This window comes from Mesorhizobium waitakense (assembly GCF_056431085.1).
The window spans coordinates 1-13,517 of sequence record NZ_JBWKME010000013.1 but is presented as its reverse complement, the minus strand read 5'-3'; the positions used below and the strand labels follow the sequence as shown (position 1 = coordinate 13,517).

General features: G+C 62.0%; 16 protein-coding genes, 2 tRNA genes and 1 pseudogene. 8 read left to right on the top strand and 11 right to left on the bottom strand.

Features of this window, described 5'->3' with window-relative positions; genetic code table 11:
* Positions 1–162 precede the first annotated feature (162 nt).
* On the bottom strand, positions 163–2,946 hold the full coding sequence (locus tag AC07FD_RS01335) for a valine--tRNA ligase (protein ID WP_478348331.1): 2,784 nt from the start codon (positions 2,944–2,946) through the stop codon (positions 163–165).
* A 308-nt stretch (positions 2,947–3,254) separates the two neighbouring features.
* Between AC07FD_RS01335 and AC07FD_RS01330 the strand changes: the two genes are divergently transcribed.
* Positions 3,255–3,887: a bleomycin resistance protein gene (locus AC07FD_RS01330; RefSeq protein ID WP_478348330.1), complete on the top strand. Its 633-nt coding sequence runs from the start codon at positions 3,255–3,257 to the stop codon at positions 3,885–3,887.
* A 58-nt stretch (positions 3,888–3,945) separates the two neighbouring features.
* On the opposite strand, the gene AC07FD_RS01325 is transcribed toward AC07FD_RS01330, so the two are convergent.
* The 4 genes from AC07FD_RS01325 to AC07FD_RS01310 form a co-directional block, all read right to left on the bottom strand.
* Positions 3,946–4,761: a PopZ family protein gene (locus tag AC07FD_RS01325; RefSeq protein WP_478348329.1), complete on the bottom strand. Its 816-nt coding sequence runs from the start codon at positions 4,759–4,761 to the stop codon at positions 3,946–3,948.
* 217 nt (positions 4,762–4,978) lie between these two features.
* A complete protein-coding gene (locus AC07FD_RS01320; protein WP_478348328.1) occupies positions 4,979–6,370 on the bottom strand; it encodes a TolC family outer membrane protein in 1,392 nt (463 codons plus the stop codon).
* A gap of 180 nt (positions 6,371–6,550) precedes the next feature.
* Complete coding sequence (locus tag AC07FD_RS01315) at positions 6,551–7,219, bottom strand: protein-L-isoaspartate O-methyltransferase family protein (RefSeq protein WP_478348327.1); 669 nt, start codon at positions 7,217–7,219, stop codon at positions 6,551–6,553.
* Between the two features lie 90 nt (positions 7,220–7,309).
* A tRNA-Cys gene (locus tag AC07FD_RS01310) sits at positions 7,310–7,383 on the bottom strand.
* A gap of 225 nt (positions 7,384–7,608) precedes the next feature.
* On the opposite strand from AC07FD_RS01310, the gene AC07FD_RS01305 reads away from it, so the two are divergent.
* A complete protein-coding gene (locus AC07FD_RS01305) occupies positions 7,609–7,827 on the top strand; it encodes a hypothetical protein (RefSeq protein WP_095087653.1) in 219 nt (72 codons plus the stop codon).
* 18 nt (positions 7,828–7,845) lie between these two features.
* Here the strand turns inward: AC07FD_RS01305 and AC07FD_RS01300 are convergent, their stop codons facing one another.
* Positions 7,846–8,103 carry a hypothetical protein gene (locus AC07FD_RS01300; RefSeq protein WP_478348326.1) on the bottom strand — a complete coding sequence of 86 codons (258 nt, stop codon included), beginning with the start codon at positions 8,101–8,103 and terminating at the stop codon, positions 7,846–7,848.
* Positions 8,104–8,327: 224 nt separating this feature from the next.
* Here AC07FD_RS01300 and AC07FD_RS01295 point away from each other — a divergent pair.
* The 3 genes and pseudogenes from AC07FD_RS01295 to AC07FD_RS01285 all read left to right on the top strand — a co-directional run bounded on the left by AC07FD_RS01295 (position 8,328) and on the right by AC07FD_RS01285 (position 9,425).
* A tRNA-Asn gene (locus AC07FD_RS01295) sits at positions 8,328–8,402 on the top strand.
* Positions 8,403–8,488: 86 nt separating this feature from the next.
* Positions 8,489–8,758, top strand: a pseudogene (locus AC07FD_RS01290) (DUF4238 domain-containing protein); the annotation flags it as partial.
* A 34-nt stretch (positions 8,759–8,792) separates the two neighbouring features.
* Entirely contained in the window at positions 8,793–9,425 is a 633-nt protein-coding gene (locus tag AC07FD_RS01285) for a DUF4238 domain-containing protein (protein WP_478348325.1), read from the top strand.
* Positions 9,426–9,475: 50 nt separating this feature from the next.
* Here the strand turns inward: AC07FD_RS01285 and AC07FD_RS01280 are convergent, their stop codons facing one another.
* The 3 genes from AC07FD_RS01280 to AC07FD_RS01270 all read right to left on the bottom strand — a co-directional run bounded on the left by AC07FD_RS01280 (position 9,476) and on the right by AC07FD_RS01270 (position 11,439).
* Positions 9,476–9,739 carry a hypothetical protein gene (locus AC07FD_RS01280; RefSeq protein WP_478348324.1) on the bottom strand — a complete coding sequence of 88 codons (264 nt, stop codon included), beginning with the start codon at positions 9,737–9,739 and terminating at the stop codon, positions 9,476–9,478.
* Between the two features lie 675 nt (positions 9,740–10,414).
* Positions 10,415–10,696 (bottom strand): hypothetical protein, encoded by a 282-nt coding sequence (locus AC07FD_RS01275; protein ID WP_478348323.1) that lies wholly within the window; start codon positions 10,694–10,696, stop codon positions 10,415–10,417.
* Positions 10,693–11,439: a hypothetical protein gene (locus tag AC07FD_RS01270; protein ID WP_478348322.1), complete on the bottom strand. Its 747-nt coding sequence runs from the start codon at positions 11,437–11,439 to the stop codon at positions 10,693–10,695. The genes AC07FD_RS01275 and AC07FD_RS01270 overlap by 4 nt, the downstream gene beginning before the upstream one ends.
* A 93-nt stretch (positions 11,440–11,532) precedes the next feature.
* On the opposite strand from AC07FD_RS01270, the gene AC07FD_RS01265 reads away from it, so the two are divergent.
* Entirely contained in the window at positions 11,533–11,757 is a 225-nt protein-coding gene (locus AC07FD_RS01265) for a helix-turn-helix domain-containing protein (RefSeq protein ID WP_478348321.1), read from the top strand.
* A gap of 29 nt (positions 11,758–11,786) precedes the next feature.
* Here AC07FD_RS01265 and AC07FD_RS01260 read toward each other — a convergent pair whose 3' ends face one another.
* On the bottom strand, positions 11,787–12,374 hold the full coding sequence (locus AC07FD_RS01260) for a class I SAM-dependent methyltransferase (protein ID WP_478348320.1): 588 nt from the start codon (positions 12,372–12,374) through the stop codon (positions 11,787–11,789).
* 216 nt (positions 12,375–12,590) lie between these two features.
* On the opposite strand from AC07FD_RS01260, the gene AC07FD_RS01255 reads away from it, so the two are divergent.
* Positions 12,591–12,809 (top strand): hypothetical protein, encoded by a 219-nt coding sequence (locus tag AC07FD_RS01255; RefSeq protein WP_478348319.1) that lies wholly within the window; start codon positions 12,591–12,593, stop codon positions 12,807–12,809.
* A 71-nt stretch (positions 12,810–12,880) separates the two neighbouring features.
* On the opposite strand, the gene AC07FD_RS01250 is transcribed toward AC07FD_RS01255, so the two are convergent.
* Positions 12,881–13,090, bottom strand: a complete 210-nt coding sequence (locus AC07FD_RS01250) for a hypothetical protein (RefSeq protein WP_478348318.1) — start codon at positions 13,088–13,090, stop codon at positions 12,881–12,883.
* Positions 13,091–13,110: 20 nt separating this feature from the next.
* On the opposite strand from AC07FD_RS01250, the gene AC07FD_RS01245 reads away from it, so the two are divergent.
* Positions 13,111–13,517 (top strand): hypothetical protein (locus tag AC07FD_RS01245; RefSeq protein ID WP_478348317.1); only part of this gene is annotated, 407 nt, incomplete at its 3' end.

The window sequence follows — 13,517 nt, the reverse complement described above, 5'->3', positions numbered from 1 at the left end:
GGCTCAAAATATATGTTTTTGGGGGTCCAGGGCCCCATTGTTACATTATGGCAACAATGGGGCCAAAACTTTCCGTTTACGTCAACATTAACCCAGCGGAATGCCTATTTTCGAGGCAAGAAGGTCTGATTTTGAAGCCGCCGAGGCGCTACGAATCTGCCCTCAACCAGCGTCGCGAACCCTCGTCAACGCCACCGAAAGCTTGTCCTGCGCGTCGCGGTACTCAGTGAGCTTTTCGCGCTCGGCATCGACGATCTCGGCCGGCGCGCTGGCGACGAATCTCTCGTTCGACAGCTTCTTGTGCAGGCGCGCGATTTCCTCGGTCACCTTGGCCAGTTCCTTCTGCAGCCGTGCCGCTTCGGCGGCGAGATCGATCAGGCTGCCAAGCGGCAGGCAGATCGTCGCCTCGTTGAGCACGATCTGCGCCGAGCCTTTTGGGGCGACATCGGCCAGCGAGATGTCGCCGACCCGCGCCAGCCGCTTGATCGCCGAGTCTTCGCGAACAAGCCGTTCGCGGGTCACCTCGTTGGCGCCGACCACGACCAGCGGCGCGATCGCCGCCGGCGGCACGTTCATCTCCGAGCGCACCGAGCGGATGCCCGAGACGAGATCGACCAGCCAGTTGATATCGGCGGCAGCCTCTGCGTCCTCGAAGTCCGGCGACGGCCACGCCGCATGGCACAGCAGCGAGGCGCGTTCCTTGCCTTCGCCAGCGGTCTGCGCCCACAGTTCCTCGGTCATGAACGGCATCATCGGATGCAAGAGCTTGTAGATCTCGTCGAGCACGAAGGCGACGCAGGCGCGGCTTTCGGCCTTGGCCGCCTCGTCCGTGCCCATGAACACCGGCTTCAGGAGTTCCAAGTACCAGTCGCAGAACAGGTTCCAGACGAACCGGTAGGCCGACCCAGCCGCCTCGTTGAAGCGGTATGAGGTGATGCCGTCGGTGATCTCGCGCGCCGCCCGTGTCAGTTCGGTGAGGATCCAGCGGTTGACCGCAAGCTTGGCATCGTTGAGCCAGAAATCGTCATTGCGCGCGACTTCGTTCATCTCGGCAAAGCGCGTCGCATTCCACAGCTTGGTGCCGAAATTGCGATAGCCGGCGATGCGCGCCGGATCGAGCTTCACGTCACGGCCTTGCGCCGCCATCACCGTCAGGGTGAAACGCAACGCGTCGGCGCCGTATTCGTCGATGAGGTCGAGCGGATCGATGACGTTGCCTTTCGACTTCGACATCTTCTGCCCGTTCTTGTCGCGCACCAGCGCATGGACGTAGACGGTGTGGAACGGCTCCTCGTCCATGAAATGCAGGCCCATCATCATCATGCGGGCGACCCAGAAGAAAATGATGTCGAAGCCGGTGACCAGCACATCGGTCTGGTAATAGGTCTTCAGCTCGGGCGTCTCGTCCGGCCAGCCCAACGTCGAGAACGGCCACAGCGCCGACGAAAACCAGGTGTCGAGCACGTCCTCGTCGCGGATCAGTATCTCGCCCGGCTTGAAGTTCTCGAGCTTGTCTTCGACCCAGGCCTTCCACGGCCCTTCCAGCGCCAGATAATATTCGATCGCCGCACCCAGCGCCTCTTCTTCGGTCTTCTCGACGAAGACGCGCCCGTCCGGCCCATACCAGGCCGGAATCTGGTGACCCCACCACAGCTGGCGCGAGATGCACCAGGGCTGGATGTTTTCCATCCAGTCGAAATAGGTCTTCTCCCAGTTCTTCGGCACGAAATTGGTACGCCCCTCGCGCACCGAGGCGATCGCTGGCTTGGCCAGTTCCGCCGCGTTGGCATACCATTGCTCGGTCAGGAACGGCTCGATCGGCACCCCGCCGCGGTCTCCATGCGGCACCGCATGGCGATGCGGTTCGACCCTTTCCAGGAAGCCGCCTTCTTCCATCAGCTCGACGACCTTCTTGCGCGCGACGAAGCGGTCGAGGCCGTTGAGTTCATCCCAGACTGCCTGCCGCTCCGGCGTCACCTCGAGACCGGCGAGGAAATCCTCATTGTCCTTGAGGCTTATCGCCGCCGCGACGGTGAGGATGTTGATCGCCGGCAGCTTGTGGCGCTTGCCAACCTCGAAATCGTTGAAGTCGTGCGCCGGCGTGATCTTGACCGCACCAGAACCCTTCTCCGGGTCGGAGTACTCATCCGCCACCACCGGGATCTTGCGGCCGACGATCGGCAGGACGATGTTCTTGCCGACCAGATGCCGGAAACGCTCGTCGTCGGGGTGCACGGCGACGGCGGTGTCGCCCAGCATCGTCTCGGGGCGCGTCGTCGCCACGGTGATGAAGGTTTTCGGATTTTCCGGATCGAAGACCTCGCCCTCGATGGGATAGCGGAAGTGCCACAGATTGCCGTTGACCTCGTGCTGCTCGACCTCGAGATCGGAGATCGCGGTGAGCAGCTTGGGATCCCAGTTCACAAGGCGCTTGTCCTTGTAGATCAGCCCTTCCTTGTAGAGCGTGACGAACACTTCCAGCACCGCCTTGGAAAGGCCCTCGTCCATGGTGAAGCGTTCGCGTGACCAGTCGGCCGAGGCGCCGAGCCGCTTCAGCTGGTTGAAGATCGCCCCGCCCGATTCGTCCTTCCACTCCCAGACCTTTTCGATGAACTGCTCGCGCGTCAGGTCCCGACGGTGGATCTGCTTTTCCATCAGCTGGCGCTCGACCACCATCTGCGTGGCGATGCCGGCATGGTCCATGCCCGGCTGCCACAGCACGTTCTTGCCGCGCATGCGCTCGAAGCGCACCAATATGTCCTGCAGCGTGTTGTTGAGCGCGTGGCCCATATGCAGCGAGCCGGTCACGTTCGGCGGCGGGATGACGATGGTGAAGGCTTCCGCCCCCTCCTCGGCCCCGGCGCCAGCGCGGAACGCGTCGGCGTCTTCCCAGACTTTGGCGATCTTCGGCTCGACGGTTTTTGCGTCGTAGGTCTTTTCAAGCATGGGAAAATGGTCCGCGCTGTCGGGAGTTTTGCTGGTCCGGTGTAAATCGGAAGGTTTTGGCCAAGTCAACCGCAGGGGCGGCCTTGAACCTCAACGTCAAATAGATACGGCCTGGATCAGGTCAAGGAGACCCACTTGCGTTCCATCGATCAGATTGGCAGGGGCCAGTTCCTCGGGGAAAGCCGTAGCGCTCGCGCCTTGACCGGCAGGTGCCGTCGCAATACGCTGCCAACGCTGCTGTAGGGCGCATCGGCTTTCGGCCGGAGGGGCATTGCCCGCCTACGCCACCTCAACCCCGCAGTGCGCCCATGCCGACCCTCGAACACCACAAGAAACAGGCCAAGCTTTATCTCAAATGGCATCGCGAGCGGTACTATCCCGTCGCCGCTGTGATTGGATGGCTCTTGCCGCGTTTTCGCGATCTCAGCGACAGCCAGATCCTCGATCACGGCTTCAAGCTTGCCGATGCCCAGGAACTCGTCGCCAGGAAGTCAGGTTTCGAGAGCTGGCAGGCGCTCAAGGAAGGCCTTCAAACCGTGACCGATCGTGCAGCACCAGACCCAGCAAAACCGCATCTCGCCTTTGCCGAGCCACAGCTCTTTGTCTGCGACATCGCAGCGGCCTGTGATTTCTACCGGCAAAAGCTCGGTTTCGAGACGCGCTTCACCTATGGCGAGCCACCCTTCTACGCCCAGATCATGCGTGATGGCGCGCGGCTCAACCTGCGCCATGTCGACAAGCCGCCGTTAGCCGCCAATTCGGCCGATGACCTGCTGGCGGCGACGATCATACTCGACAACATCAAGGCGCTGTTCCTGGAGTTTCAGGCAGCCGAGGCTCCCTTCCACCAAACATTGAGAACCGAACCGTGGGGTGCTCGCACGTTCATCGTCAGGGATCCCGACGACAACCTCATTTGCTTCGCGACCAACGCGGGCTGACCTCATCGACAAAAACGCCGCCTCACGGGCGGCGTTTCGACGGTGATGGCACTTGAGACTACTGCGCCCCGCGCGCCACGCGCTCGATCTCCTCGCGCACCAGCCGCTCGACCAGTGTCGGCAGATTGTTGTCCAGCCAATCCTGCAGCATCGGCCGCAGCATCTCTTCGGCTATCTCGTCGAATGTCTTCTTGCTGCGGCTGGCAAACGCATCGGAAAGCTCGCCAAAGGCGGCGGCAACCTGCCGGCCCGTGTGCTCGGAAACGATGGCCGGACGCGGCACGTCGCTGGCCGCCGGTCGCACCACGCCTGGATCAGCCGGCTCGGAGGCTGCTTTGACCGTCGGTTCGTCGCCAGGAGTCTCCACCGGCGGCTGGGCAACCGGCTTAAGGGCCTCGACTTTGTCCGGCACCGCTTTGGCCTGCTCGCCAACAGCGGCGATCTCGCGCCGCCAATCGGCAACGGGGGCGTCGGCGACCGGACGCACTGCCGGCGTGTCGGCCGTGACAGGCGGCGTCGGCTCGGCGGCGACCCGGGCGCTGACTTCTGCAAGTGTCATCGATGGCTTTGCCGGGGCGGGCTCGGGGCGCACCGGCGTTTCCATCCGCGCAATCACCGGCTCGGCCGCCGGCAATTGTGCCTGGACTTCCGCCAGCGTCACCGGCTTCTTGATCTCTGGGGCCTGCAGGTCGGCTCGGAATGCCTCTACGTCGGCAACTGCACCGGCGCTCGCCGCCGGCTCCAGGTCCTGGCGCAGCTCATCGGTGTCGCCCGGCTGCTTGCGGCCGCCGTCGCTGTCCTCGATGATCCTCCTGATGGAAGCCAGTATCTCTTCCATGGAAGGTTCGCGCTGTGCGCTGCTTGCCGTCGCCATCGTCACATCCGCCGCCCTTGTGACCCGTTGCAGATTTCCGCTCCGGCAAAGCCGGATCGAATCATGACGCCAGCGTAACCGACGGATCGCCGCACGAGAATCCCCAATCTGGGGACTTGTGGGATTTCAACAGATTAGACCAGATACCGAACCAGCGGGGAGTGGAGCCAAAGAGCCGGCTCAGGCAGGAGGGACCAAAAAGTCCGAGCCGAACCTCTCAGCGGCCGTCCGGCGTGCGCAGGCCGATCCATTTGTCCTTGACCGCGTTGTAGTGCTCTTCAGGTCTGTATTTCGTCACCTGCAAGCCAAGGCGGTCGACCGACAGGCGGCCAGTCGCCTGCAGGATGGCATAGCTCGCCACCACCACATCATGTTCAAAGCCGGCCTGGTTGATCTCGGCGGTGATAACCGTCGCCTGCGCGTTCAGGACATCCAGCGTGGTGCGCTGGCCGACATTGCGTTCTTCGATGACGCCGCTCAGTGCCAGCTTCGCGGCCTCGATCACTTGCTTGTTGGCCGTGAGCTGTTGCTGCGCGGCAGTGTACTCGGTCCAGGCGGCGGTGACGGCCTGGCGCACCTGGTCGCGACTGACGTCGACCTCGATGCGGGCCTGGCTGAGCGATTCCTTGTCCTGGCGCACAATCGCCGATGTACGGCCACCGGAATAGATCGGGATGCTCAGCGTGGCCCCGATGTTGGCCGAATTGGTGGTGCCGTCCTGCGACGCGAAGGCGCCCGGTACAGTGTTGCGATATGCGCTCGAAACACCCGCGCTTGCAGTCAGCTGCGGCAGCAGCGCGCCTTCGGCCGACTTCACCGAAAACGCGGCCGCGTCGACCAGATGCTGGGTGGCAAGGATGGCCGGGTGCTCGTTCGCGGCCACCTCGACGGCAGCTACGAGGCTCGACGGCAACAGCTTTGCCACCGGGGAAGCGGCTTTGAGCTTGCCCGGTTCGTCGCCGACGATCTGGCGATAGCTTGCGGCACTGGACAACGCTTGCGCACGGGCGGCACTCAACGATGCCACGGCGGCGGCCCGCGAAGCGTCGGCCTGCGCGACGTCGGTACGCGTGCCTTCACCAACCTCAAAACGCGAACGCGCCGCGCGCGCCGTCTCGGTCAGGAATTGCAGGTTCTGCTCGGTCAACACGGCGATCTGGCGGTCGCGAATCACGTTCATATACGCCTGGGCCGCGCTGAACAGCGTGTTCTCTTCGGTGTTGCGCAGGGTTTCGACAGAAGCGCGGACCTGCGCTTCGGCGGCGGCGACATTGTTCCTGGTCTGAAAACCGTCGAACAGCGTCTGATTGATCTGGACGCCAAAATTGCCGGTGGTCAGCCGCTCGCTTGAGTTCGTGCCGTTGAGATGGCTGCTGGAATAGTCGATGTCCGCCGACCCGTTGATGGTCGGGCGCCATCCCGACTTGGCGATGGCGACGCTCTCGTCGGTGACGCGGACGCCGGCGCGGGCCGAATTCAGCGAAGAATTGTACTGATAGGCCTTTGCCAGCGCACCAAGGATCGATTCCGCCGAGGCCGAGAAAGGAGAAAGCGCGGTCGCGGAAACGAGGACGGCGGCGAAAAGACTCTTGCGTATAGGCAGGACCATGTATCCCTCATTCGTTGTCCATGGGAACCACGCCACACCGGCTTCTCCTTCTTGAGCAGCCGGCGCCGCGTGTTCAATGTTCCCTGCTGCTCAGCCCCAAAGTGCCCCCAGTTTTGTGGATCAGCAACGATTTCAAACACAAGCGACCATGACAACGCCTATCCTGCAAGGCAAAATCATTCAGAATTCGAAGGCGCGAATACGTTCAAATCCCGGTAGTGGCTTAATTGCCGCATTAAATGCGCGTCTTCCGGTTACAACCCCCCCCGCTTTAAAAAAAAGCCGGGCTACGCCGGAATTGCCCTGGCCTTCGACGGCGACGAGTCGGCCGCCTTCGGCGAGCTGGTCGAGCAGCGGGGCCGGCACGTCCGCGACGCTGCCGCCGATGAAGATGACGTCATAGGGCGCCTTGGCCGCATGTCCTTCCGGCAACGCCCCCTGGACAACGGTCACATTGCCGCAGCCGAGCGATGAAAGCGTCGATCTGGCGGTCTCAGCCAGCGCCGAATCGCTTTCGAGCGCCACAACGGACTTCGCCAGCCGAGACAGGACGGCCGAGGCATAGCCGGTGCCGCAGCCGACATCGAGCGCCGAATCGGCCGGGCTGATCTCGGCCAGCTGCATGAGCTTGGCCAGCGGCGAGGCTTCCATGAGATAGCGCGCACCGTCCGCGCCGGCGGCAATACGGATGTCCTCGTCGATATAGGCGAGATCGCGCTGTTCGGCGCCGACAAAGATTTCTCTTGGCACGACAAGCATCGCATCGAGCAATGGTGCGCTGGTCACATCGGTGGTGCGGACCTGGCCGTCGACCATCTTGATGCGAAGCTCGGAGAAATCAGCGCTCATGTTCCAACCAATCCGCTTGCCGCGCCAGAACCGCGGTTCATTACGATCGGAACTTCAGGCCCCAGCGCTGCTGCGCGGGGGCCCGGGCATTGGAGGCCTCGCCCGGAATCGAACCGGGGTGCAAGGATTTGCAGTCCTCTGCGTAACCACTCCGCCACGAGGCCTCATTGCTCCCGGCGTTCCACCCGGTTCCAATAGGTTGCGGCGAAAATGCCGTCAAGCGGCCACCCGTGCATTCCGAACGGTTTCCTCTCGCCGGTTTGGGCAGCGTCCCGTCAAATCCCAGGCCCGGGCCTGACGACGATACGTTAGCTGCTTGTTAAGCATGGCTCGACGCCGGAAGAAACTCATTCAGCAGCCCATACGTTGAACATGGCGGGAGACATGCCATGCGTAGGACAACGGCAGCAAAAGGCAAGGCAGACGACATGAATGCGGCGTCCGGCCTGTCGCTGCCGCAGTGCGAAGAGCTTTTGCGCTACGCCATTGACCGCCTGTGCATCGGGAGCGCGAGCAGCCTGTTGCCGCATGACCGGGCAAAGCTCGCCTCGGCGGCTGCCATTCTCAAGCAGATCCGCGAAGCGCTCGAAGAGCACGCCGGCCGCTGAGACCGGGCGCAGTCGGCATCAATCCGGTCGGCGGCGCCGTTCCCACCAGACAACGAAGCGGCGCCGGTGGCGGCGGACCATGGCGAATTCATAGGACAGCACCAGCAATCCAAGCGGCACCATCCAGAAGCCGAGGATCGGCAGGAAACCGAGAATGCCGCCGATGGTCAGCACGATGCCGATGGTGATTCTGAGCAAGCGCGAGCGCGGCATTTTGAACTCACGCCCGAAAACCGAGATTTTCCGCGCCGGCATCTGGTTGTCTTGTGCTGTCATCGTCTCGAAAGATTAACCCTTTTGACCGTTCAGGAGCACCGTCGAATCTAAGCCGCAACCGCGCTTTCGGTTCCATATCCCCAGCAAGACGGCTAATATGAGGGCATCCGCGAACGATTGCGAGAAACGCCTGAGCGAAAAAGCCTCGGAAAAATGCGAAATGCTTCTTTGCAAAGCGGAAAAGGGTTTGCTATAGGCTGCGCCACTCACATGAGAGCCTCTGTTCCCCGGTAGCTCAGTGGTAGAGCAACCGGCTGTTAACCGGTTGGTCGCTGGTTCGAATCCGGCCCGGGGAGCCAACTTTTCCAAGCACTTAACAAAACTGCTACGACGCCGATTTTGGCAATAGGTACGGTATAGGTACGCCGAAAGCCGGTGGTGCATCTTGGACAACGCAGACAACAGGCCGAAGAAGCACCACTACATCCCTGTGTTCTATCTTAAGCGTTGGGCGGGACCGAATGGGCGCCTGTGCGAATTTAGTCGCCCCAATGACAACCGAGTGAAGCCGAGATGGACGTCGCCAGATGGAACTGGCTACGAGCGAGGCCTTTACACGCTGCGGGGATTCGAGCCGGCCCATGCGCAACAAATTGAGGAAAAGTTCTTCGGAACTACCGACTCGCAAGCCTCCCACGTGCTCTCAATCCTTGTAAACCGATGGGCCAGGCGGGATCACTTCCGATCGGTTGAGGTCAGATTGGTCTCGTTTCTTGATCTCGCTCCTGTTGAGAAACCCGGAGAATATTGCCGGACTACGAGCACAATGGGACCATACATTTGCAGCAACCGACGACGAATCAGAGGCCGAGTTCGCGAAAACACGAGAACCGGGAGACACGACGACCTTCGCAGAATTTTTGCAAAACATGCCAGTCGATCGAATCGATAGGTATCTGTTTACTGCCTTCATGCCGATGATCGACAACGTGAAGATCGGCAGGTTGATCAATCAGATGGTTTGGTCAGTCTTCACCCCGGCGAAAACTCAATTTGAATTCTTAATGTCCGATCGGCCGGTGGTCCGTACGGCGCTCAACATTCCCGAAGGATATATGGCGCTGCCCATTGGTCCCCGGAAGCTCTTCCTGGCAACCAGCAACTTGGCAGTTGCCCGCCATTTCAAGGCAATGAACCACGATCGCCTTGTTAGACAAATCAACACGCTAGTGACAGAAGGTGCGGTCAAATACGTCTATGGCAGCGGGGTTTCGCAGTCGCAATTTGTCTGTAACCGAATGGGAAAGAAAATCTCATCGTTCGCGATCATCGATCCCCGCTTCCCGTCGCCCAATGCACCTATGCCACGGATCTCGATATGAGCCCGGCCCGGCCACTCAAAAGCCCGGCACCGTAAGTCAGACTGCACCGCTCAAACGTTCCGCCGCGCATCGATCCCGGCATAGTCAGGCACGCATGTGAAAAACACCGGCCGGCGATCTCGCCCTACCGTCTGGCACCGCTCGCAGCGGAACAGCTTCACCAGATCCCAATGCATGGCGCCGTGGTCCAGCCCCAGGCGGGCGCCAAGCGCCTCCAGATCGATTCTGTGGGAATGCTGGCACATGGGATGCCCGCAATTAACGTAAAGCCGCTCGCCGCTGCTGATAGCTTCTGCGATGGTCTTTTCGGACATGGCGCGGCCTCCAGATTGGAATAGTGCCGCAGGCCGGAATATGTTCCTATGGGTGCATGTTTGGCAAGAGAAAAGGGCCGAAGCCCGGCGGCTTCGCGCTATTGAGAAGATTGGACCTTCATGCTCTGATCTCCCTCGGACGTTTTTCAAAACAAGGAGTGAGATCAATGTCCATGACCAGAGCGGTCGGACTGACTGGTGCTGCGTTGGCCGCAGTGTTGACCCTGAGCAGCGCTGAAGCTGTGGCGAAGGGAAGTCCATGTAAGGACGACCGAGCAAGGCTCTGTCCGAAGTCACATCCCCACAAGGCCGCGCCCTGCTTGAGGCAGTATCTGGATCAACTCCAACCCGCATGCAAAACCTTTGTCCTCAAGAAAAAGGCGGGTCACCATTAGACCCGCCTAAGTTTGTTGCGCTTGCGGAATAATTAGAGCCCTTGCCCGCCCTCGATAAAGCCGGGGCAATCGTATTCGGCAGCATCAGCTTCGCGGTCGTGATCCACTTCCCGCTCATGGTCGCCGCGAGCACCACCGGCCCAATGCTCCTGCGATTGCCCCGGCTCCCGCCTTGTGAAGCCGCTGCGAGGCATTACAAGGCCGCTGAGGGGATCGGTGTCCCGAGACCATGGATGCCCCTCTGGCGCCCCTAGCGTCGGCTCCTCGGTGCCATCGTCCTCTAGGTCGCAGTCATCGGCTTCCCGGTCATCGTAGGGGGGCTGCCCCGGCCGTCGTTGAAGCCGCTGACGGTCTGCGGGCCGAGTGCGCACCATCCCAGCCATGGTTCAGCGTCGGCTCCGTCCTCCAGGTCGCAATCGCTTTCCATGACGTCCAGCGCCGTGATCAGCGCCATCGACTGGTCCAGAAGCTCGTTGAGGCGCTTCTCGACTTCCTGCCGCCATGTGCGTGGGTCGATGCCGGCAGGCATGCCGTAGGGCTTGAGAGTGACGGGCGCGTTCATAGGCCGTGCTCCCGCTCAAGAAAGGCCAGCGCCGATTGCAAGGCATTCTCGCAAGTCCGGTCAATAAGCGCATCTTGCGCGAGCGTATAACGGAGCGCTTCGGCGACGCCACGGAGGCATGTTGCTGGCGGAGTGGCATGCCAGAGCCTTTCACTGGCTGGCCCGTAGGTTGCCGCGACAAGGGCTTCCTCGTTTTCCTCGGTGATATGATCCGTGGGGATCGCCATGAACTCCGCCACGTTGGCGTGGTATTCGGCGATGGTGTCGGCGAGCGGGTCAGCGTTGGAGACGGCCGGAGCCGCCGCTGTAGCGCCTCCTATGGCTGGAACAGAGGCAACTGCGCCAAGGAGCATGGTGCGGCGGGAAAAGCTTCCGAGGATCGCGTTCATGGCTGCACCTCGACTTCCCTCATGCTGCGCAGATAGGCCCTGACTGCCGCTGCATCGGAGCCGCTCCGGTGCATGTCCGCGACGTGTTCGATCATCGTGTAGAAATGCTTCTCGAAACCGTTCGGCGACGTCAGGCGGAAAGTCAGCCAGATGAGCCTCGATATCGGCCCAGCTGCGTTTTCTCGCGACGGTGGGCACCGCCAACAAGGTGGCGAGCGGCGCCGGGGTGATGGAAGCCGCCAGCGCAGCAGGAACGATCCCGACAAGCATGGCGCGTCGTGAAAATCGTCCGATGGTCATTACCTCGGCAGCGGGCATAGCTTCGCCGGCCGCCGGAACATGGGTGTTCGGCATGATATTGCTCCTTGTATTGGAACTGTTTTCAGTGCACCGTACCGATAACACTACACCGTCAGGACATCAACAAGAAATCGGTACACTGTCACGATGCTAGCTGTGCAATGCAAGATGGCCCGGTCTGCAATAGGTTGGGGAGTTCGAGACCTGGCGCGGGAAGCGTCAGTGTCGGTCGACACGATTTCACGGCTAGAACGAGGCGAAGAATTGATGCCCCGAACGATTGAAGCCATTCGCCGCGCCTTAGAAGCGGCCGGCGTCGAGTTCATCCCGGAGAATGGCGGCGGCGCTGGTGTGAGGCTGCGGAAGGGCTAGGCCCTGCCCAGACCCTTCGCGGCTTTGATTCACGGCGCCTGGAAGAGCATGTAGGTCCCTACGTCTTTGCGCGGGTAGGTCGGCTCGACCCGCCGCGGCTTCTTCGCCACCAGCCGCAGCGGGGCCAGCAGCGCCTCGTACACCTCGACCGGACGCCCGATCGCGCACATCCCCCTCTCATCCTCGGTGTCCCCGAACCGCAGGGCCGCGTTGGTCTCCTCGCACAGCAGGGCGAAGCCCGACGGCCTTAACACCCGCTTCAACTCCCCGCAAACCCGGGCCAGAGCGGTGTCGGTGTGGTGCTGTAGCACGGTGAAGGTGAGTACCAGGTCGAAGACGCCGGAGGGCACGGGCAAGGCGTCCAGGCCTTCCACGCGCTCGAAAGCAAAGGCCGGGTGCAGCCGGCGGGCGGTCTCGGCGAACTCGGGCTCGCGCTCGAATCCGACGACGCGGGCGGCGAACTCGCCCAGCACGACCGTCATGCGGCCGTAGCCCGACCCAAGCTCGCAGGCGGAGGCAAGGGGGCGGTTCACGTGAGCGCTCTGCAGCAGGGAGCGGAGGTCGGCGTGCTCCAAGTAGGTGCGCAGGGCGAAGGCGGGCAGGTCGGCGTCGACCACCAGCTCGCGCGTCCAGGGCCGGTGGGGTCGCGGGGCGGACACGGCGTGTACCTCCGATTCGGCTGAAGCCAAGCGCCCCGACAGTTCGGGCGACTTGCTCGAAGATACCACGGCTCGACTGCGAGTGGCAATCGTCGTCGGGCAGGACGCGGCGAGAGTGACTCGCCTCCACCCGGGCGATCTTTCGCCACGGTGGGCAAGCGCATCGAGGATCGCGTGACCCTGCACATTCTGACCGCCAATTACCCCTATTCGATCATCGATCCAAAGGCGAAGCCGGGCGGCGGGATGAGATTCGAGGGTGAAGTGATCTATGTCGACGAGGAGACTGCCCGTGTCACCGTGCAGGTGCTCGGGCGCGTCACGGTCGAAGCCAGTACGGTGGAACTGGTCAGGAAGTATCAGCGGCCGAAAGGCACGAAGCGGCTAACGTGACAAGGTTGACTAGAACGGCCAAGCCATCGCCAGCACGACGGCGCACGAGGCGAGGAAGGCGAGCGCCGGCATCATGCGGTGAGCGCCGGCAGGTCGGCCGGGTCTTTGGCCGGATAGAGCGTGATTTTCCGCACATACGAATTGTCGAGCACGAAGACATTGTCATCCCCGTCGTGGAACAGCGTGATCGTGTCGACGGCCGAGAATGGGGCATATGCGAACGTTTCAGTCGTCGCGGCGCCGCCATCGGTCGAGACCGCATATTCGTATTCGCCGGCCACATGTCTGGCAGAGCGATCTTGTGGACCCCGGCGAGCAGCTCGGCGCCGTTGTTGAAGAGCATGTCGGTCTGGTCCTCCAGCGTCGCCTTGGTGCCGGAAAACTCGCTGATCACATAGTCAGTCGTGACGCTCTCGCTGGCGGCATCGAGGAAGTCGATCAGGCGGCCATAGGCGTCGTAACCGAAGTCGATGTCGAACACGATCGTACAGCCTGCGGCGAGCCCAGCAACCAGGTCATCGAAAAGCGGCCCGATGGCGATCGGCCGATTGGTGGAGGCTGGCCCATAGGTGACGTACATCCCGGAGCCCGAGATGTCGGATGGATCGAAGGCGCCGCCCAGGATATCGCCGGCCGCATGTTCGGCGCCGCCGGCATAATAGTGGCCGTTGACGAAGTCTATGAACGCCGTAGCGCCATCCGGGATGG